This is a genomic window from Novimethylophilus kurashikiensis (assembly GCF_003112435.1).
Lineage (GTDB): Bacteria > Pseudomonadota > Gammaproteobacteria > Burkholderiales > Methylophilaceae > Novimethylophilus > Novimethylophilus kurashikiensis.
The window spans coordinates 15,715-34,552 of sequence record NZ_BDOQ01000004.1; the positions used below are offsets into that span (position 1 = coordinate 15,715).

Annotated in this window: 19 protein-coding genes and 1 riboswitch; of the genes, 4 read left to right on the plus strand and 15 right to left on the minus strand. The window is 54.5% G+C overall.

Annotation, left to right across the window (positions count from 1 at the left end; all coding sequences use genetic code 11):
- Positions 1-44: 44 nt before the first annotated feature.
- Together NMK_RS07245 and NMK_RS07250 are read right to left on the minus strand one after the other, a co-directional pair.
- The gene (locus NMK_RS07245) at positions 45-962 is read right to left on the minus strand and encodes a DMT family transporter (protein ID WP_109015121.1); all 918 of its coding nucleotides are present in this window, start codon (positions 960-962) and stop codon (positions 45-47) included.
- Between the two features lie 29 nt (positions 963-991).
- Entirely contained in the window at positions 992-1,504 is a 513-nt protein-coding gene (locus NMK_RS07250) for a MarR family winged helix-turn-helix transcriptional regulator (protein ID WP_109015122.1), read from the minus strand.
- 122 nt (positions 1,505-1,626) lie between these two features.
- Here NMK_RS07250 and NMK_RS07255 point away from each other — a divergent pair, with 122 nt between their 5' ends.
- Entirely contained in the window at positions 1,627-2,055 is a 429-nt protein-coding gene (locus tag NMK_RS07255; RefSeq protein ID WP_109015123.1) for a CBS domain-containing protein, read from the plus strand.
- Here the strand turns inward: NMK_RS07255 and trhP are convergent.
- From trhP to NMK_RS07300, 9 genes are read right to left on the minus strand one after another with little or no spacing between them, the layout of a single operon-like run.
- Positions 2,052-3,398, minus strand: coding sequence for a prephenate-dependent tRNA uridine(34) hydroxylase TrhP (gene trhP / locus NMK_RS07260; protein WP_109015124.1), 1,347 nt, complete (start codon positions 3,396-3,398; stop codon positions 2,052-2,054). The two genes, NMK_RS07255 and trhP, sit on opposite strands and share 4 nt — an antisense overlap.
- The gene (locus tag NMK_RS07265; protein WP_109015125.1) at positions 3,395-4,522 is read right to left on the minus strand and encodes a deoxyguanosinetriphosphate triphosphohydrolase; all 1,128 of its coding nucleotides are present in this window, start codon (positions 4,520-4,522) and stop codon (positions 3,395-3,397) included. The genes trhP and NMK_RS07265 overlap by 4 nt, the downstream gene beginning before the upstream one ends.
- Complete coding sequence (gene aroB, locus NMK_RS07270; protein ID WP_109015126.1) at positions 4,515-5,597, minus strand: 3-dehydroquinate synthase; 1,083 nt, start codon at positions 5,595-5,597, stop codon at positions 4,515-4,517. The genes NMK_RS07265 and aroB overlap by 8 nt, the downstream gene beginning before the upstream one ends.
- A complete protein-coding gene (gene aroK / locus NMK_RS07275) occupies positions 5,584-6,108 on the minus strand; it encodes a shikimate kinase AroK (RefSeq protein WP_109015195.1) in 525 nt (174 codons plus the stop codon). The genes aroB and aroK overlap by 14 nt, the downstream gene beginning before the upstream one ends.
- 52 nt (positions 6,109-6,160) lie before the next feature.
- Positions 6,161-8,293: a type IV pilus secretin PilQ gene (locus NMK_RS07280; protein ID WP_227871412.1), complete on the minus strand. Its 2,133-nt coding sequence runs from the start codon at positions 8,291-8,293 to the stop codon at positions 6,161-6,163.
- 10 nt (positions 8,294-8,303) lie between these two features.
- Positions 8,304-8,807 carry a pilus assembly protein PilP gene (locus NMK_RS07285; RefSeq protein ID WP_109015128.1) on the minus strand — a complete coding sequence of 168 codons (504 nt, stop codon included), beginning with the start codon at positions 8,805-8,807 and terminating at the stop codon, positions 8,304-8,306.
- A 12-nt stretch (positions 8,808-8,819) separates the two neighbouring features.
- Entirely contained in the window at positions 8,820-9,473 is a 654-nt protein-coding gene (locus NMK_RS07290) for a type IV pilus inner membrane component PilO (protein ID WP_109015129.1), read from the minus strand.
- Positions 9,470-10,057, minus strand: a complete 588-nt coding sequence (locus NMK_RS07295) for a PilN domain-containing protein (protein WP_109015130.1) — start codon at positions 10,055-10,057, stop codon at positions 9,470-9,472. Before NMK_RS07295 ends, NMK_RS07290 begins: the two co-directional genes overlap by 4 nt.
- Complete coding sequence (locus NMK_RS07300) at positions 10,054-11,124, minus strand: pilus assembly protein PilM (protein WP_109015196.1); 1,071 nt, start codon at positions 11,122-11,124, stop codon at positions 10,054-10,056. The genes NMK_RS07295 and NMK_RS07300 overlap by 4 nt, the downstream gene beginning before the upstream one ends.
- 159 nt (positions 11,125-11,283) lie before the next feature.
- Between NMK_RS07300 and NMK_RS07305 the strand changes: the two genes are divergently transcribed.
- Genes NMK_RS07305 through NMK_RS07315 form a run of 3 tightly spaced genes read left to right on the plus strand, consistent with a single transcriptional unit; the run spans position 11,284 to position 15,031 of the window.
- Positions 11,284-13,653 (plus strand): penicillin-binding protein 1A, encoded by a 2,370-nt coding sequence (locus NMK_RS07305; protein ID WP_109015131.1) that lies wholly within the window; start codon positions 11,284-11,286, stop codon positions 13,651-13,653.
- Entirely contained in the window at positions 13,653-14,270 is a 618-nt protein-coding gene (locus NMK_RS07310; RefSeq protein ID WP_109015132.1) for a hypothetical protein, read from the plus strand. Before NMK_RS07305 ends, NMK_RS07310 begins: the two co-directional genes overlap by 1 nt.
- Positions 14,267-15,031, plus strand: a complete 765-nt coding sequence (locus NMK_RS07315) for a flagellar brake protein (protein WP_109015133.1) — start codon at positions 14,267-14,269, stop codon at positions 15,029-15,031. The genes NMK_RS07310 and NMK_RS07315 overlap by 4 nt, the downstream gene beginning before the upstream one ends.
- On the opposite strand, the gene hemB is transcribed toward NMK_RS07315, so the two are convergent.
- The 4 genes from hemB to NMK_RS07335 are packed head-to-tail and all read right to left on the minus strand — an operon-like array spanning position 15,028 to position 18,420.
- On the minus strand, positions 15,028-16,032 hold the full coding sequence (gene hemB, locus NMK_RS07320) for a porphobilinogen synthase (RefSeq protein WP_109015134.1): 1,005 nt from the start codon (positions 16,030-16,032) through the stop codon (positions 15,028-15,030). The genes NMK_RS07315 and hemB overlap by 4 nt on opposite strands.
- Before the next feature lie 8 nt (positions 16,033-16,040).
- Positions 16,041-16,829 (minus strand): indole-3-glycerol phosphate synthase TrpC, encoded by a 789-nt coding sequence (trpC, locus tag NMK_RS07325; protein WP_109015135.1) that lies wholly within the window; start codon positions 16,827-16,829, stop codon positions 16,041-16,043.
- Positions 16,814-17,854, minus strand: a complete 1,041-nt coding sequence (gene trpD, locus NMK_RS07330; protein ID WP_109015136.1) for an anthranilate phosphoribosyltransferase — start codon at positions 17,852-17,854, stop codon at positions 16,814-16,816. Before trpD ends, trpC begins: the two co-directional genes overlap by 16 nt.
- Positions 17,854-18,420, minus strand: a complete 567-nt coding sequence (locus NMK_RS07335; protein WP_109015137.1) for an anthranilate synthase component II — start codon at positions 18,418-18,420, stop codon at positions 17,854-17,856. Before NMK_RS07335 ends, trpD begins: the two co-directional genes overlap by 1 nt.
- A gap of 226 nt (positions 18,421-18,646) precedes the next feature.
- A riboswitch (cyclic di-GMP riboswitch) is annotated at positions 18,647-18,734 on the plus strand.
- The last annotated feature ends 104 nt before the right edge of the window (positions 18,735-18,838 follow it).

The following is an 18,838-nucleotide window of genomic DNA, read 5'->3' on the forward strand; positions in this document are numbered from 1 at the left end:
GACTACCTCGATAAATCAGTGAAATAGCCTGATTTTACCACACGCTACTCCTGGCCGATGGCGGGCTCGACTTCCTCGTGGCGGCGGATGCTGTGAACGGCGATGACGAGCAGCGAGAACGCGATGAGGCTCATCCCACCGAGGTCGAGGCGGGTCGGCACTTCGTGAAGCTGTATCCACGCCGAGAGCACGCCGATGACGGGCGCCAGCAAGGTAATCATGCTGGCGATGCCGGCTTGCATGCGTTTGAGGGCATACAACCATAGCAGCCAGGCCAGTGCATTGCAGGCCAGGATGTTGTAGGTCAACGCGCCGATAAGGTAGCCCGTCCATTGAATAGCCGGCGCAGGCACCAGCAAGGCCACCACGACGATTGGCAGCGAGCCGATCAGCATTTGCCAGGCGGTGAATGAGAGCAAATCCATGTCCGGCGCCTTGTGATGGAGCTTTTTGGCGAGAATGACGGCCAATGCCCAGCTGATCCCAGCCATTACGGCGAGCACGTTGCTGAAAGGGCTGCCGTGCAGCTGCCATGGTGCAAGAATCAGTGTGAGGCCGAGTACCGAGGCTAGGGCCGCAATCCATTGCATGCCGCGAATTTTTTCTCCCAGCAGCGGCCAGGCCAGGACCATCACCCAGAACGGCATCGTATAGGTCAACACGGCGACCTTGCCCGCGCCTCCCGAGACCAGTGCCCAGATGATCAAGCCGGTAAACCCGCTGGTTTGCAGAATGCCAATGACGGTCGTCCAGCCCAGATATTGGGGCTTGAGCCGTTTTTTCTGCATCACGACTATGCCCATCAGCACCAAGGAGGCAAGGAAGGTTCGCAGGGCGCTGAACTGGAAGGCGCCGATGTAGTTGAGCGTGAGCTTCATCACCACCCAGTTGTAGCCCCACATTGCGGAGAGCAAAAGCAAGGCGGCGACGGAGGCCAAAGGATGTTCGGATTTGGAGGTCAAGCGGGGTCCTGGAATGAGTGACGGTACAGTTACAGCGGCGCAGAAAGGGACGAGGCCCCAGCCTGAATCTTGTCGAGCAGTTCGATGAATACCTTGCGTTCGCTTTCGGATAGCGGTTGCATCAACTGGCGCACTCGGCGGTAATAGTCAGGCATGACTTCGTCGAGCTTGGCTTGCCCTGCAGCGGTGAGCTGTATGGCGAGGCGGCGGCGATCTTCGGGATCCGGCACGCGCTCTACCAATCCGTCCCGTTCAAGTCCATCGATCAGCCCGGTCATGGTGGCGCGGGAAACGCCGGCCTTGTCGGCCAAGACCGAAGGGGCAGCCGTATTCGAGCTTTCCCGCATCAGCAAGATCAGCACCCACCAGCGCCCTTGCAGCAATGCGTGTTGTTGCAGATAGGCGTCGAGGGCAAAAGACAGATCGGTACCAGCGCGCAACAAGTGCAGAAACGTCACTACGGCGGTGACGTCGGCGTCAGGATAACGCTGGACGAATTTGTCCAGGATGGCCGGCGTAGGAAGGTCGCGTAGTTGGAGCATGCCAAATTATTTGTTAGTTGACTAATCATGTCAACTTTCAATTCATTTATTGCTGAGTATAAAAACCGTAAAAAGAGAGTAATATTTTCAAAAATGCCCAAATAACCAACGAGGAGAGCCACATGAAAACTGTGCGTCAATTGCTGGAAATCAAAGGCAACCGAGTGTTATCCACTACGCCCGATGCGAGCGTCTATGACGCCTTGCTGATCATGGCGGAGATGGAAGTCGGTGCGCTGGTGATCATGGATGGCGATCAGGTGGCGGGTATTTTTTCTGAGCGCGATTACGCTCGGAACGTGGTGCTGAAGGGCAAAACCTCCAGGGAAACCCCAGTGCGGGACATCATGACGTCCAAGGTGATCAGCGTCGCTCCAGAAAATACGGTGGAGGATTGCATGAACCTGATGTCCGACAAGCGCATCCGCCACTTGCCAGTGCTGGATCACGGAAAAATCGTGGGGATGCTTTCCATCGGCGATCTAGTGAAGGAAACCATCGCCCACCAGCAATTCCTCATTTCCCAGCTGGAAAACTACATCAAGAGCTAGAGAAAGCGCGCCACCAGCGCCTTATCGACATTCCCGCCGGAAATGCTCAAGCGCACACGGTGGCCGCTTCCCAAGGCGCTGTCGACGGCTTCGCCCTGCGTATTGGTGAGCTGCTCGACCACCACTTCGCGATTACCCGATGGATGGATGATTTCAAGACGATCGCCGACTGAAAAGCGGTTTTTCACGGCGATTTCTGCCAACCCGCTCGCCGCGTCGAAGCTCACGATATCTCCGACATACTGGCTTCGGCTCGATTCCGAATGGCCTTTGAGGTAGTTCTGGTGCTCGGCCGTGTGGTGGCGTTCGTAGAAGCCATCCGTATAGCCGCGGTTGGCTAGGCCTTCCAGGTCGGAGAGCAGGCCGAAATCGAAAGGTTTTCCGGCTACTGCGTCATCAATCGCGCGACGATAAGTCTGGCAGGTGCGGGCCACGTAGTAGAGCGACTTGGTACGGCCTTCGATCTTGAGCGAGTTGACGCCGATCTTGACCAGACGCTCTACGTGCTCGACCGCCCGTAGATCCTTGGAATTCATGATGTAGGTGCCGTGCTCGTCTTCCATGATGGGCATGAGCTCGCCTGGACGTTCGCGTTCCTCGATCAGATATATTTTTTCTGCCAAAGGATGGCGAGGCAGGCTGCCGCAGCTGGAAAGCGAGGATTTTTCCATTTCCGCGCGGAAATCAAAGTCCTTCATCTTGATCACGCCGGCAGGGTCTTCTTCAGTATCGTGCACTTTGTAATCCCAGCGGCAGGAGTTTGTGCAGGTGCCCTGATTGGGGTCGCGGTGATTGAAGTAGCCGGAGAGCAGGCAGCGGCCCGAGTAGGCGATGCAGAGGGCGCCGTGTACGAAAACTTCCAATTCCATATCCGGGCACAGTTGGCGGATTTCCTCGACTTCGTCCAGTGAGAGCTCGCGCGACAGGATGACCCGAGACAAGCCGATGCTCTTCCAGAATTTCACTGCGGCATAGTTGACCGTATTAGCCTGAACCGAGAGGTGAATCGGCATTTCCGGCCATTTTTCCCGCACCATGGCGATCAGCCCGGGATCAGCCATGATCAAGGCGTCCGGCTTCATGGCGATCACCGGTTCCATATCCGCGAGATAGCTTTTGACCTTGGCGTTGTGCGGCATCAGATTGGACGCGACGAAGAACAATTTGCCTCGTTCGTGAGCCTCCACGATGCCGATGCCGAGCTGTTCCAGCTTGAACTCGTTGTTGCGGGCACGCAGGCTGTAGCGCGGTTGGCCGGCATAAACGGCGTCTGCGCCGAAATCGTAGGCGGCGCGCATTTTTTCAAGCGTACCGGCAGGAGCAAGGAGTTCAGGGGATTTCATAATGGCTGGTCTTCAATGGCGAACAGGCGGCGATGCTCGAGGTGGGCGTAGCGGTCGGTCATGCCGGCAATGTAATCGGCAATGGCTCGATGGCGATGTTCCTTGGCTCGGTCCTGAAATTCGTCCGGTAATAGGTTGGGGTCTTCTGCAAAGGCCTGGAAAAGCTCGGTAATGATCCGGCTTGCCTTGCTGCTCATGCGGTTGACCTTGTAATGGCGGTAAAGGTTCTGGCGCAGGAATTTTTTGAGTTCCACTTGTTCCTGCTGCATGCCCCCGCTGAACGCAATGAGTGGCTTGGCCAGGCGCACGGCTTCTAAGTCAGGAGGATTTGCTGTGTCGATATTAGCTTGGCTCTGCTGACATAAATCGACCACTTGCGAGTTAATCATGCGGCGCACGGTTTCATGGATTAGACGTCGCCCTTTCAAATCAGGGTAAAGCGCTTTGACCTCGTCAAGATGACGTGCAAACAGCGCCACTTGTGAGAGTTGTTCCAGCGTTATGAGGCCGGAACGTAGCCCATCGTCGACGTCATGATTGTTATAGGCGATCTCGTCTGCAAGATTCGCGACTTGGGCTTCTAGCGAGGGGCTTTGTCCTTGCAAGAAGCGCAAACCTACATCACCTAATTGACGAGCGTTTTCTCGGGAGCAATGCTTGAGAATGCCTTCGCGGGTTTCAAACGTCAGGTTGAGACCATCGAATGCGGCATATTTTTGCTCGAGTGCGTCCACAACCCGCAAGGATTGAAGATTGTGCTCGAATCCGCCGAATTCCCGCATGCAAGCATTCAAGGCATCCTGGCCGGCATGGCCGAAAGGGGTATGACCGAGATCGTGGGCGAGGGCGACGGCTTCTACCAAGTCCTCATGCAATCGGAGGTTACGGGCTATTCCCCGGCCGATCTGGGCGACTTCGATGCTGTGCGTGAGGCGGGTGCGGAACAGATCGCCTTCGTGGTTCACGAAGACCTGGGTTTTATATTCCAGGCGGCGAAAGGCCGTGGAGTGGATGATACGGTCGCGGTCGCGTTGAAACTCATTGCGTCCTGCGGGGGAAGGTTCTGAATGCCGTCTTCCCCGTGACTTCGCTGGATCCGCGGCGTATGGCGCCAATTCAAGCATCGGTTGTTTGCAAGGTTTCGTGCAGCAAGTGAGGGGCGTAGTCGGCCGTAAATACGGCCTTGCCAATGGCTTGCAGGAGGATCAGTCGAATCTTGCCATCCTGCACCTTTTTATCAAGGCCCATCAGTTCGAGGTAAGCTGCTGTCCCCAATGAAGGCGCTACCGTTGGCAAGTTAGCTGCACGGTGAATGGCTGCGATTCTTTCCACATCGGTATCCGTCAGCCAGCCCATACGGCGGGAAAGATCGGCTGCCAGCAAGGTGCCTGCGGCGACGCCTTCTCCATGCAGCCATACGCCGTACCCCATCCCAGCCTCAATAGCATGGCCGAAAGTGTGACCGAGATTGAGCAGGGCGCGTTCGCCGCTCTCCCTCTCGTCAGCGGCAACAACCTCAGCCTTGTTTTCACAAGAACGGCGAATAGCGTAGGCCAGAGCTGCGGGGTCACGCGCCATGAGTTTGGTCATGTTGGCTTCCAGCCAATTGAAAAACTCGATATCGCGGATCAAGCCGTATTTGATAATTTCGGCGATACCAGCTGAAAGTTCGCGATCAGGCAGTGTGTTGAGGGTGGTCGTATCGGCCAGCACCAGCTTGGGCTGCCAGAATGCACCGATCATGTTCTTGCCTAGCGGGTGATTGATGCCGGTTTTTCCACCGACAGACGAATCGACCTGTGAAAGCAGGGTGGTCGGCACCTGGATGAACGGTACGCCGCGCAAAAATGTCGCCGCTGCGTAACCCGTCATATCGCCAATTACGCCGCCGCCCAATGCGATCAGCGTCGTATGTCGCTCGCAACGATTTTCCAGTAGCGCATCGTAGATTTTGCCTAGCACCTCGGCATTTTTGTATTGCTCGCCATCCGGCAGCACGATGGGAATGACCGAAACGCCTCTGTCGCGTAGAGGATTGCAAAGCTTGTCGAGATAAAGCGGTCCAACAGTGGTGTTGGTGACCACTGCAACTTGCTTGCGTTTGAGATGGGGAAGGATTAAATCCGGTTGCGAAAGCAGGTCTTCGCCGATATGAATCGGGTAGCTGCGTTCGGCGAGTTCGACATTAAGCGTTTGCATCTTTAACTTTCAGGCACTGTTCGATTTGAGTGACGATGGAAGTAACAGGTTGGCCGCCTGTATCGATCACCAAGTCGGCAATTTCACGATAGAGCGGGTCGCGTTGCGAAAATAGAGTTTGCAGCCGTTCGCGGGGGTTCTCAGTCTGAAGCAGTGGGCGGTTACGGTCGCCGCGTGTACGGTGCCAAAGCTCATCTACGCTGGCACGGAGGTACACGACGATGCCGTGAGCGGAAAGGGCGTCCCGATTTTCCTGCAGCAACACAGCCCCGCCGCCAGTGGCGAGAACGATGTTATTCAGCACAACGAGTTCGGCGATAGCTTGAGACTCTCGTTTGCGGAAGCCAGACTCGCCCTCAAGCTCGAAGATCAACGGGATGTTGACCCCGGTCTTGCGCTCGATTTCGTGATCGGAGTCGTAAAAGGTCTTGTCCAGGGATTTCGAAAGCAACCTACCTACGGTAGATTTTCCCGCACCCATGAGTCCGATTAAAAAAATATTGCCTGCCATTTTCATGGCAGGCAATTCTACCGGAACGCCTAAAGGCGACCAAATAAATCAATTAGTTCAGTTGCATCGCGTCCGACATGATCTTGGGCGTGATGAAGAACAATAGTTCTTTCTTTGAATGGGTGTTCAAGTTGGATTTGAACAAGTTACCCACGACAGGAATGGAGCTGAAGAAAGGAACGCGCTGGGTGCTGTCGTTCTTGCTTTCGATCAGGAAGCCACCCAGTACGGCGGTTTCACCGTTATCCACCAATACCTTGGTCTTGACTTTGTTGGTATCGATGGACGGTACGCCATTGAACACTTGGCCGACGTCATCCTTGGTTACTTCGATGTCGAGGTTGATCTTGTCGTCGGGCGTGATTTGAGGGGTCACGTTAACGCCCAGGGTAGCCTTTTTGAACGAAACGCTGGTTGCGCCGGAACTTGTAGCCTGTTGGTAAGGAATTTCAGTGCCTGCATCAAAAGTAGCTGCCTGCTGGTTAGCCGTGATCACGCGTGGGCTCGAAATCGTTTTGATCTTGGAATCCGATTCTGCGGCGGAAAGTTCCATGTTTAACAGGAAGCCGGCAGGCAGTCGCAGCAATGTTAATGCTGCGGAGGACACTGTACCCGCGGTTGCGGAAGCGGGTAGATTGACGTTTAGGTCGTCCGGGTTCGTCGTCTTCGCGTTTTGCGCCGTGGAGTAGTTGCTCGAAAGCGAACCGCTAGTCATGTAGTCGTTGGCGTTAAGCCCCTTGGTCGTCAACGCGTTGTTCTTCACGACACCGAATCGAGCACCCAAGCTCTTGCCGAACGTGTCATTGGCCTGGACGATGCGCGATTCGATCAGCACCTGACGGGAAGGAATGTCTATCTTGTTCAGGATTTCCTGAATTTTGGTCATGCTTGTGTCGATATCCTTCACGAACATCGTATTTGTAGATGGGTCAACCACAGCCGTGCCGCGCTTGGATAGCAGGGGCTGTTTAGGATCGCTGATCAGCGTCTTGATGTCTGCAGCCTTCTGATACTTGATCTGGAAGGATTGTGTTACCAGGGGCTTGCTATCGTCGATCAGGTTTTCCTGATCCTGATCCTGTTTGCGGCGTGCGGCAATTTCTTCCTTGGGTGCGAATACCAACGTGTTGCCGAGGTTATCCATGCCCAAGCCCTTTTGCTTCATGATGATGTCGAGGGCTTGATCCCATGGAACATCCTTCAGGCGAAGGGTGATGGTGCCTTGAATGGAGTCGGAAACCACAACGTTCTTGCCCGTAAAGTCGCCAATGATCCGCAACAAGCTCTTGACGTCGATGCCGTTAAAATCGAGCGAGAGCTTTTCGCCGCTAAAACCAGTCTTGGAACCTTGTACGATCTTGTTCGGATCGAAAATGATCGGCTTGATTTCGACGATGAATTGCTTTTCCGTTTGATATGCAGAGTGTTCCCATTCGCCCTTGGGCTCGATCACCATGCGAGTGTTCTTGCCCTTCTTGAACGTATCGACAGTCAGTACGGGGGTAGCGAAATTGGTGACATTGAGCCGGCGTTCAAGATTTTCAGCAATGGCCGTATTCTGGAATTCGACAACAAGATTCTTGCCTTGCTGACGAATATCGATGCCACTGCCTGGCTCTTGGAGATTGACGATCACACGTCCTTCCCCATTCCTGCCACGTTGAAAATCAACGGCAGTCACGGCGTTCTGTTGTTCCGCAACGCTTGCCTGCGCAAAATGAGTCACCGTGGTTTCCGCTGTTCCGGTAGCGGTTGACGGTTGCAATGTAATGACAATGTTGCGACCTTGTACGGATGAGGTATAGGTTGCGGTCTTGCTCAGGTTGAGCACGATACGTGTGCGATTGTTGGCTTGTACGGCATTAATGCTACGTAGCAGTCCATCGCCGATCGAGATGCTGTTTTTGGTCAATCCGTTGTCTGCATTGACGAAGTCGAAGGCGATACGTGGGGGTGTTGTGGTTGTAAACGACGCCGGTGCTTGGGATGTTTCTTTTTTGAGTGTGACGTTGACGACGACCTTGCCGCCAGGGAGCTCGGAATAATCCACCTTTTCTACCGTATTGGCACCTGCCGCAGTCTCTGCAGGAGCAGCCGTGGTGGGCGAGCTAAATGCCAAGAGTCCCATGGCGAGCGCTGCTACCACGCCCAGCCATTTGTTATTCAGAATCTGATGTTTCATCATTTTTTGGCACCTACTCTTGCGGATTGATGGTTACTCGACGCTCTACGTACTCGCCGGTGGCGTCTTGGATCATTTCTTTGACGACAACTTCATCCTTGCTCAAATTCATGACCAAGCCGAAATTTTGTCCCATATAGTTGCCTACCTTGACCTGGTAGACGGTATTGTCTGGCGCGGAAATCAGCGCGACGTTACGTTTTCCTTGCTGGAGGAAGCCGACGAATTTGAGGCTCTCGAGCGGGAAGGCTTCCAATGGTTCCTTGGGCCGGCTTAAATCGGGCTTCAATCCGTTGCCAGCACTGTCCGCGGCACGTCTTCCCTTGAAAGGGTCGTGTAATGATCCATCGTTGTTGTAAACGAAAGGGACATAAGTTTTGAGTTCTGGCAAAGGTGGAATTTTTCCACCTACATGCGCTTTGCGCTCTTTCATCCATTGGTCGAGATCGTCGCCATCGCCTCCCGAGCAGGCTGTAAGAGCAAGCAGCGATAAAAATGAAATAGTTAACAGCTTCATTTGCTTCCCTTACTAGTGCGGCCTTTTATTGCTTGGAGGCGGGGCATCACCCTTGTCCAGCGCGCGATAAGTTGTGGCAATAGCATCCATTGCCAAGATGGATGAGGCATTGCCTTTTGCATCTTTGGCAGCAACCGGAGTGATGGCGATTTGCCCCAGTGTGACAATGCGAGACATCTGTCCCAGGTCCGAAGCAAATGCGCCTAAGTCGTGATAAGTGCCTAGCACACGGATGGTAATGGGCATTTCGGCGTAGAGAGCCGAAGGCTTTTCTGCTCCGGGTCTGAACAGTTCGAATTCGAGACCGCGACCAATGCCGGCCTGGTTGATATCCGTGAGCAAGCCGTCCATCTGCGATTTATCCGGCAATTGCTTGAGCAGGATGTTCGATTTCAACTCGGCTTCCTTGAGCTGAGCCTGGTATTGAGGCAGGTTATTGGCAATGCCGGCCTTGTTCTCGAACTCCTTGCGCAACCCGCTTTGTTTGTCGGGGCCCCACTCGGTATCTTCTGCGGCTTGAAGGTCATCGAGCATGGGTTTCCAGACAAACCATCCACCAGCCAGCAGAGTTCCCAGCAGGATGCCCAACAAAAGAACGCCTTTGACGGGGAGCGGCAAGTCCCCGATATTGTTGAAGTCGATATTGCGTAAATCGTCTAGCGTCATACCTTGCCTTTGGGTGGTTGCGCCTCTTCAGTCATGGCTGGGGCCGGGTTGAGCTTGAGTGTCATGGTAAAAGAACTCAGTTTTTGATTATTTTGGTTGAGTGCCACGATCTGGATAAGCTGCGGGGATGAAAATACCTTGGAATTACCAAAGTTTTTCACAACCACGGCCACACGGGCGTTGGTATCAGCTACCCCTTCTAAAGTTACCGTATCGCCCGCTTGCCTGATGCTTTTAAGCGAAACCGCTTCTGGCAGTTGGCGAGCGATTTCATCCAGCAAAATCACGCCTTGCGAACGATTGTTCTGCAAGGATTCGACCGCTTGAATCCGGTCTTTCAATTCATTGATTTTGCCTTTGAGTCCATTGATTTCCTTGATTTGGTTGTCCAGCTTGGCAATCTCATCTTTTAGACGTTGATTGCGGGAGTTCTGGGAATCGATGCTTGCGCTGATATAGGTGTAGCCCAGGAAAATGATGGCGATGGCGACACCAAGCGTAGCGGCAGCCATGATGTTGAATTGGCGCTGCCGTTCTGCCCGTTTGATCTGACGGTGCGGCAGGAGGTTGATGCGTATTCTCATGCCTCGAACCTCCGCATTGCCAAGCCGCACGCAATCATTAGTGCTGGCGCATCCGTCGCCAATTGATTCTTGTCGATATGTTTGGCGATGGTCATGTTGACGAACGGGTTCGCTGCAATCGTGTTAACCCGCGTCCGCGCACTTACAGCTTCAATAGCTCCAGGGATTGCTGCACATCCGCCTGCCAGCAAAATGTGGTCAATGCCGAACTGAGTCGAGTTGGTGAATAACTGGGCAGCACGTGCAATTTCCATCGCCATCGATTGCACGAAAGGCTCAAGTACTTCGGACTCGTAATTTTCTGGAAGTCCGCCTTTGCGTTTTGCAATCTCTGCTTCTTCTGCCGACAACCCGTAGCGTCGAACGATTTCCTGAGTTAACTGGCTGCCGCCGAAGGGTTGCTCGCGGGTATACACCGATTGATTGTCATGCAAGACGTTGATGTGCATCATTTGTGCACCTACGTCTACGATCATGACGGTTTGTTCACGTCCGGCATTGGGAATCTGATTCGCAGCAAGACTGTACGCCGCCTCGGTTGCATAGGTTTCAACGTCCATGATGACGACTTTGAGGCCGGCATCTTCAGCTACGGCTACTCGATCCTCGATACGCTCTTTTTTGGATGCGGCGATAAGAACTTCCACGGTTTCCGGGGAATTCGGCAAAGGATCGAGCTGCTGAAAATCGATATTGACTTCGTCGAGCGAGAATGGAATGTATTGGTTGGCTTCTGCCTCAACCTGTAATTCCATTTCGGTTTCACTGAGCCCGGCCTGCATGTTGACCTTTTTGCTGATCACAGCTGCAGCGGGCAGCGCCATGGCTGCATTTTTCTCGCGGGTGTTGAGAAGCTTCCAGGCACGACGAACAGATTCGCCGACGTTCTCAAGGCTGGCGATATTGCCGTCGACAACTGCGTCTCTGGGTAATGGGGCGATGGAGTAGCTCTCCAGGTGAATGGAGCTCTTGCCGTCCCCTGATAATTCCACCATTTTGACGGTCGTCGAACTGATGTCGACACCGATGAGCGGTGGCGTGCGCTCTTTGAAGAAATCGAACAACACCAATTCCCCTTTAATATCGCCTAGTTGCACACTAAGCACATAATTTACGTTAAATCCTAGCAACAACTATCGGCACTGTAAAGATTTTTTTTAATTTTCAAATTATTGGATGCGGGGCTTATAATTTTATGTTGAGTCAATTACTTTGATATTCCCCTCATGCTAAACAAATGGTGGCAATACCTGTTGCTGATTGTGGTTGTGGCAGGGCTTGCAGTTGCATCGCTCGTGGGCTTGGCCGCGGTACTGATTTATCCGGACCTGCCGTCGCTGGAGTCTCTCACGGATTATCGGCCCAAAGTTCCCTTGAGAGTATATTCAGAAGACGGTTTCTTACTGGGGGAGTTTGGTGAAGAACGCCGAGCCGTTGTGAAAATCGAAGATGTGCCGCTTCACATGAAGCAAGCGATCCTGGCGGCTGAGGACGAGCGATTCTACCAACACGGCGGAGTCGATACTCTTGGCGTATTACGTGCAGCGCTCGCTAACTTAACAGCCGGCGGTGCGAAAGAAGGCGCAAGCACTATTACGATGCAGGTGGCGCGTAACTTCTTCCTCTCTAGCGAAAAAACCTTAAAGCGCAAAATCAGCGAAGCACTACTCGCGATCAAGATCGAGCATAGCCTCTCTAAGGACCGCATCCTCGAGCTCTACATCAATCAAATTTACCTGGGGCAACGCGCCTACGGCTTCGCTGCAGCTTCGCAAGTATATTTTGGCAAGCCTCTCGATAAACTTACCCCAGCCGAGTTTGCCATGTTGGCAGGCCTGCCCAAGGCACCATCTCGCTATAACCCGTTTGCCAATTTAAAACGGGCTGAGGCGCGCCAAAAATATGTGCTGAATCGCATGCACGAGCTCAAATTCCTGACGGATAAAGAGTATCAGGCAAGCCTGAAGCAGGAGCTGAAGTTCAAAGCTTCGCGGCAATCGCGCGATCTGGCAGCGGACTATGTTGCCGAGATGGTGCGGCAGGAAATGTACTCTCGCTACCAAGATGCAATCTACAGCAGCGGAATGAAGGTGGTTACCACCATCCTCAAGAAAAATCAGTTGGCCGCTAACGATGCCGTACTTCAGGGCATCCTGGCCTATGAACGTCGCCATGCTTATCGTGGTCCCGAGGGGCAGGTACATCTGGACAAGCTCGATGGCTCGGACGGAGCCATGGACGATGCGCTGGATAATCTTGAGGTCTACGGCGGCTTGGTGCCAGCCATCGTGCTCAATACTTCTCCAAAGGCAGTCAAGGTCTACCGTCAAGGCGGGCACATGGAAGAGATTACCGGTGACGGTTTGCAAATGGTGACCAAGGCGCTGGGAGACAAGGCGACCGACAAGCAGAAGATCAAGCGTGGCTCCATCGTACGCATTTACCAAGCCAACGATGGCAAGTGGAGCATCGTGCAGATGCCGCAGGTGGAAGCAGCCTTTGTCGGCGCCGATCCGCAAACGGGAGCGATCCGTGCTTTGGTTGGCGGTTTCGACTTCAACAAGAACAAGTTCAACCATGTGACGCAGGCATGGCGCCAACCGGGTTCCAGCTTCAAGCCGTTCATTTATTCAGCTGCACTCGAGAAGGGTATTACGCCGGCGACGGTCATTAACGATGCTCCGATTGTCATCGGCTCTGCAGAGACCGGGAGCAGCGCCTGGAGTCCGCAAAACTTCGACGGCAAGTTTGAAGGCCCAATGCGTATGCGGACCGCTCTGACTAAATCCAAGAACATGGTCTCCATCCGAATCCTGCAAAACATCGGCGTTTCATATGCGCAGGATTACATCCAGCGCTTCGGCTTTGCAGCGAAGGATCATCCTCCTTACCTCACCATGGCGTTGGGCGCGGGTTCCGTTACACCGTGGCAGATGGTGGGCGCCTATTCCATTTTTGCCAATGGCGGCTATCGCGTGCAGCCGTATCTGATTTCCAAGATCATGGATGCTAATGGCCGCGTCATTGAGCAGGCCAAGCCGGCCAAGGCAGGAGGAGCAGCCGAACGTGTTGTGGATCCGCGTAATACCTTCATCATGACCAGCATACTCGCCGATGTTGCGCGTATCGGGACTGCAGCCAAGGCCCGTGAACTGGGTCGTTACGATCTGGCTGGCAAGACCGGTACGACCAATAACATGGTCGATGCCTGGTTTGCCGGCTATAACCCTGCACAGGTCGCCGTCGCATGGATCGGTTTCGACCAGCCGCGCACATTAGGGGGCCAGGAGACGGGTGGCCATGCGGCGCTGCCGATGTGGATCAGCTACATGGGCAAGGTGTTGCAAGGGGTGCCTGACGAGCCTTATGCCGTGCCGCCTGGCGTGGTGCAGGCCAAAATTAACCCTGTCACAGGTTTGCGTGTAGACGAGGACCATGGTGGGCTGTACGAATATTTCTTCCAGGAATTCTTGCCTCCGATGGAAAACTCGGGGGAAAGCAATATCCTGGATGGAGAAGAGCCTGCACCAGTTCCCCAGCCACCGGCCGAACATAGCGGTGGTACTCCTCCTTTCGTTCAGGATCAACTGTTCTAATGGGTAAGGAGGCTGGTGGAGCCAAGGCGCAGCAAAGCCGTATGCTGGTGGCTCAGCAGGCGGCCCGGCTAATGGCGGAAGAAGGCATTGCCGACTACGCCTTCGCCAAGCGCAAGGCTGCTCGGCAGCTGGGGATGGAGGAGGCGAATTGCCTTCCGACCAACGCCGAGATTGAATCCGAACTTCGTATTCACCAAGGCATTTACCAAGCGGATACACATCCTGAAATGCTCTACCAGTTGCGGGTTGAGGCTGTGCAGGTGATGCGCCTTTTGGACCGCTTCGACCCTCAACTCAGTGGTCCTGTGCTCGACGGTACTGCCGGGCGTTATGCCGAAACCGAGATTCACCTTTTTGCCGATAGCGACAAGGAGGTCGAGATTTTTCTGCTCAATAAAAACATCTCGTACCAGACCGGTGAGAGAAGCTTTCATTATCGCGATGAACGCAGAAAACTGCCCATGTTTACCATCGAGGGTGCGCTCGGGCCGATCAAACTGGTCGTGTTCTCGCCTGACGATATTCGCTCAGCACCTAGAGGCATGCTGGGCGAGGGCGCCATCAACCGGGCCAGAACGGCCATAGTCGAACATTTAATTATTCAAACAACCCCATGAACGATACGAATGTCATGCTCGAAGTGTCCTCGCTTCCGGACGACTCCCAATTTTTATTACATAACAAACTCGAGATCGTGCGTACTTTGCGCGGTTTGATCAGTCATGGGGAGATGGTGAGTTCCTTCTTTAACGAAGGACGGGAATTGCTCCTGACGTCCGTACTGCATGTCGACCCGGACGCCGAAACAGTACTGCTGGATTACGGTTCGAACGACGTTCTCAATCAGCATATCTTGCAAGCGCAGAAGATCATTTTCGTGACCTCACTGGATAAGGTGAAAGTGCAATGGGTGAGTGACGCCATTGCCAAAGATACCTGGGAAGGGCGCGATGCATTCCGAATTGCACTGCCAAACCAGATGCTGCGGTTGCAACGCCGCGAATATTTCCGGTTGACGACGCCCGTCGTCAACCCGCTTAAATGCAAGATTCCTACAAGGCAAGGGTTATCGGTGGAAGTGGCACTTGCCGATATCAGCGCGGGCGGCGTCGGCGTAGTCATTGCTCAACCGCTGGGAGTAGGGTTCGAAATGGGGGCCGCTTTTCCAGGGTGCCGTGTGGAATTGCCGGGGATCGGCACGGCGGAATTCACGCTGGAAATCCGCAGCACCTGGGAGATCACCATGAAAAACGGCAGCAAGAGCTTGCGCGCCGGTTGTCAGTTCGTCGATATGCGTCCTGGAATGCAAGCGTTGATTCAGCGCTACATCATCAAGCTGGAGCGCGAACGCATCGCGAATGCCTCGGATCGAGGCTAAGCCTTAAGCCAGCGTGCAATGTCGAGCGCGTAGTAGGTTAGAACGCCGTCGGCGCCTGCGCGCTTGAAAGACAACATGGCTTCCATTACGCAAGCCTTTTCATCCAGCCAGCCGTTTTGCGCAGCGGCTTTCAACATCGCATATTCGCCGCTTACGTGGTAAGCGAAGGTCGGCACGCCGAAGGTTTCTTTCACACGGCGAACGATATCCAGATACGGCATGCCGGGTTTGACCATCACCATGTCGGCACCTTCTTCCAGATCCAGTGCGACTTCCTTGAGTGCCTCATCCGAATTCGCTGGGTCCATTTGGTAAGTGTATTTGTTGCCCTTGCCCAGGTTGGAAGCCGAACCAACGGCATCACGGAACGGACCATAAAAGCTGGAAGCGTACTTGGCCGAGTAAGCCAAAATGCGGGTATGGATGTGACCATCGAATTCCAGTGCTTGGCGAATGGCACCAATGCGGCCGTCCATCATGTCTGACGGCGCAACGACATCGGCGCCGGCTTCTGCATGACATAACGCCTGGCGCACCAAGACGGCGACGGTCTCGTCGTTCATGACGTAGCCATTTTCGTCGATCAACCCGTCCTGCCCATGGCTAGTGTAAGGGTCGAGCGCGATATCCGTGATGATGCCCAACTCGGGAAAACGCGATTTCAAAGCTTTGATAGTGCGTGGGACCAGGCCATCTGGATTGTAGGCTTCAGCGGCATCAAGAGATTTGAATCCTTGATCGACTACCGGAAACAGCGCAAGTGCCGGAATGCCATTCTTCACGCATTCTTCCGCCGTCTTCAGCAGTACATCGATGCTCTGGCGCTGTACGCCGGGCATGGAGGCTACCTGTTCGATGCGGTTTTCGCCGTCCAGTACGAACACGGGATAAATCAGATCGTTGGCGGTAACGACGTGCTCGCGCATCAGCCGACGGGAGAATTCGTCGCGCCGCATGCGGCGTGGACGACTGGAAGGGTGCTTGCCAAAAGTTTGAGACATGAGGTTCCTTAACCGAAAACGCGTGCCAGCTCGGCACCTGGGTCAGGCTGGCGCATGAAGGCTTCACCGACCAGGAAGGTGTTGACGTTGTGGCCGCGCATCAGCGCTACGTCTTGCGGCGTGAAAATGCCGCTCTCGGTGACTACGATGCGATCCTGCGGAATTCGTTCCAAAAGGCCGAGCGTGGTGTCGAGAGTGACATCGAAAGTGCGCAGATTGCGGTTATTGATACCGACCAGGGGTGTATCCAATTGCAGCGCCAGTTCGAGCTCATCGCCGTCATGCACCTCGACCAGCACTGCCATGCCCAGATCGTGCGCCAGCGTTTCCAGCTCTTTCATGCGCGGCAGGTTCAGCGCTGCCACGATGAGCAGGATGCAATCGGCTCCCATGGCACGAGCTTCGTAGACTTGATAGGGCTCTATCATGAAATCCTTGCGTAGCACGGGCAGGTTGCAAGCTGCGCGAGCCTGCTTGAGGTATTCCGGGCTGCCCTGGAAATACTGCACATCCGTGAGCACGGAAAGACAGGCTGCGCCGCCTTTTTCGTAGCTGCGAGCAATCTCGGCCGGGTGGAAATCTTCCCGGATGACGCCTTTGGACGGGCTTGCTTTCTTGATTTCGGCAATCACGGCAGCTTGTTGCGCCGCCAGCTTCGCGCGGATTGCACCGACAAAATCACGTGCAGGTGTGGCGTCATCCGCTTCGTTTCGCACCACGATCAACGGCTTGGTTTCGCGCGCTTCGACGATTTCGGCGTGCTTGGTGTCAAGAATTTTGTTCAGGATGTCAGACATGCTTGATCCATGCGCTGCGTCAGCGCGATTAATTGATCTAGTTTGGAAGCGGCCGTCCCGCTATCTAGGACTTCGGCGGCGCTCTGGATGCCGTGGGCGAGATCGTCGGCACAGCCGGCGACATAAATAGCCGCACCGGCATTCAGTAACACGATGTCGCGCGCCGGGCCCGTCGATCCGCCAAGCACAGACAGGACCATGCGCTTGGAATCCTCGGCGTCCTTGACGCGAATGCTTTCCTGAGCGCTGAGCGAGATGCCGAATTGCTGCGGGTTGAGCACATATTCGCGGACTTCGCCGTCTTTCAGCTCGGCGACATAGGTATCGCCGCTGAAGGAGATTTCGTCCATGCCGTCTGCGCCATGTACCACCATGACGTGATGACTGCCGAGCTGCTGTAGCACATGAGCCAGCTTGCCGGTCAAGGCGCAGTCGAAGACGCCCATGACCTGATTGCGTGCACCCGCTGGGTTGGTAAGTGGTCCAAGCAGGTTGAACAAGGTCCGCACGCCCAGCTCGCGACGTACCGGGGCTGCATGCTTCATAGCGCTGTGATGATTGGGCGCGAACATGAAGCCGATGCCGATTTCATCCACGCATTGCGCGACCTGGGCTGGTGTCAGGTTCACGTTGACGCCTAGGGATTCCAGCACGTCTGCGCTGCCGCAGGTTGATGAGACGGAGCGCCCGCCGTGTTTCGCCACTTTGGCGCCTGCAGCGGCGGCTACGAAGGCGCTTACTGTGGAGATGTTGAAGGTCTGGATGCCGTCACCGCCAGTGCCGCAGGTATCGATAAGATGCTCGCTCGCGCCGACATGGACCTTGGTCGAAAGCTCACGCATCACTTCCGCTGCTGCCGCGATCTCATCCACGGTCTCGCCCTTCATGCGCAACGCAATCAAGATGCCGGCGATCTGTGAATTAGTCAGCTCGCCCCCCATGATCTGGCGCATGACGTCCAACATCTCTGTGTGGCTGAGATCCTTGCGATCCAGCAACAGATGCAATGCTTCCCTAGCGTTCATCAGTAAGTCTTGAGGAAGTTGTCCAGGAGCTCGTGTCCATATTCGGTCAGGATGGACTCGGGATGGAACTGCACGCCTTCGATGGGCAGAGTCTTGTGACGGACGCCCATGATTTCGTTGTCCGGCGTCCAAGCCGTGACCTCAAGACAATCCGGGCAGGTTTCACGCTCGATCACAAGAGAGTGATAGCGGGTTGCCGTAAATGGATTGGGCAGCCCCTTGAACACGCCTACGTTATTGTGGGAGACCGGCGAAGTCTTTCCGTGCATCAGTTGCTTGGCATGTACGATATTGCCGCCGAACGCCTGTCCGATACTCTGGTGACCCAGGCAGACACCCAGGATGGGCACATTGCCCGCGAATTCCTTGATCAGGGGCACGGAAATCCCTGCCTCATTAGGCGTGCACGGCCCGGGGGAAATCACTATATGACGGGGCTTGAGCTCGGCAACCCGGTTCAAGTCGATCTCGTCGTTGCGGTAAACCACGACCTCCTGCCCCAGTTCGCCCAAGTATTGCACCAGGTTGTAGGTGAACGAGTCGTAGTTGTCGATCATCAGCAACATAGATTGCGGATTCATTCTAGATAGGAAAGAAGAGGCTAATTCTAGTCAAAAATCGCGGAGCTTGCCTGAGAAAGTAGTATATTGCGCATCGACATGAGTCATGGATGTCGGATGTTGCTCAATGAGTGGGCGGAACTTTACGGGCACCGCTCATCCGCAGTTTTCAACCGCTCAGCTTGAGCGGTTGAATTGGTTGCTGTGAACACTTATATTTACAAAACAGTATCTGTATCAAGGGCAAACCCGGCCGAAAGGCGGGGGCGCAAAATCACCAGTCTAAGGGAATGAGTTTCTATGACAGTGGGATTGCCGGATATCGCCTCTCCTATGTTGGCCGTTTATCCCTCTAGCGACTGCGACAGCGGTGTACAGATATTCCGAGTATTGATTCCACTAACAATCGATTAATCGCATTTGA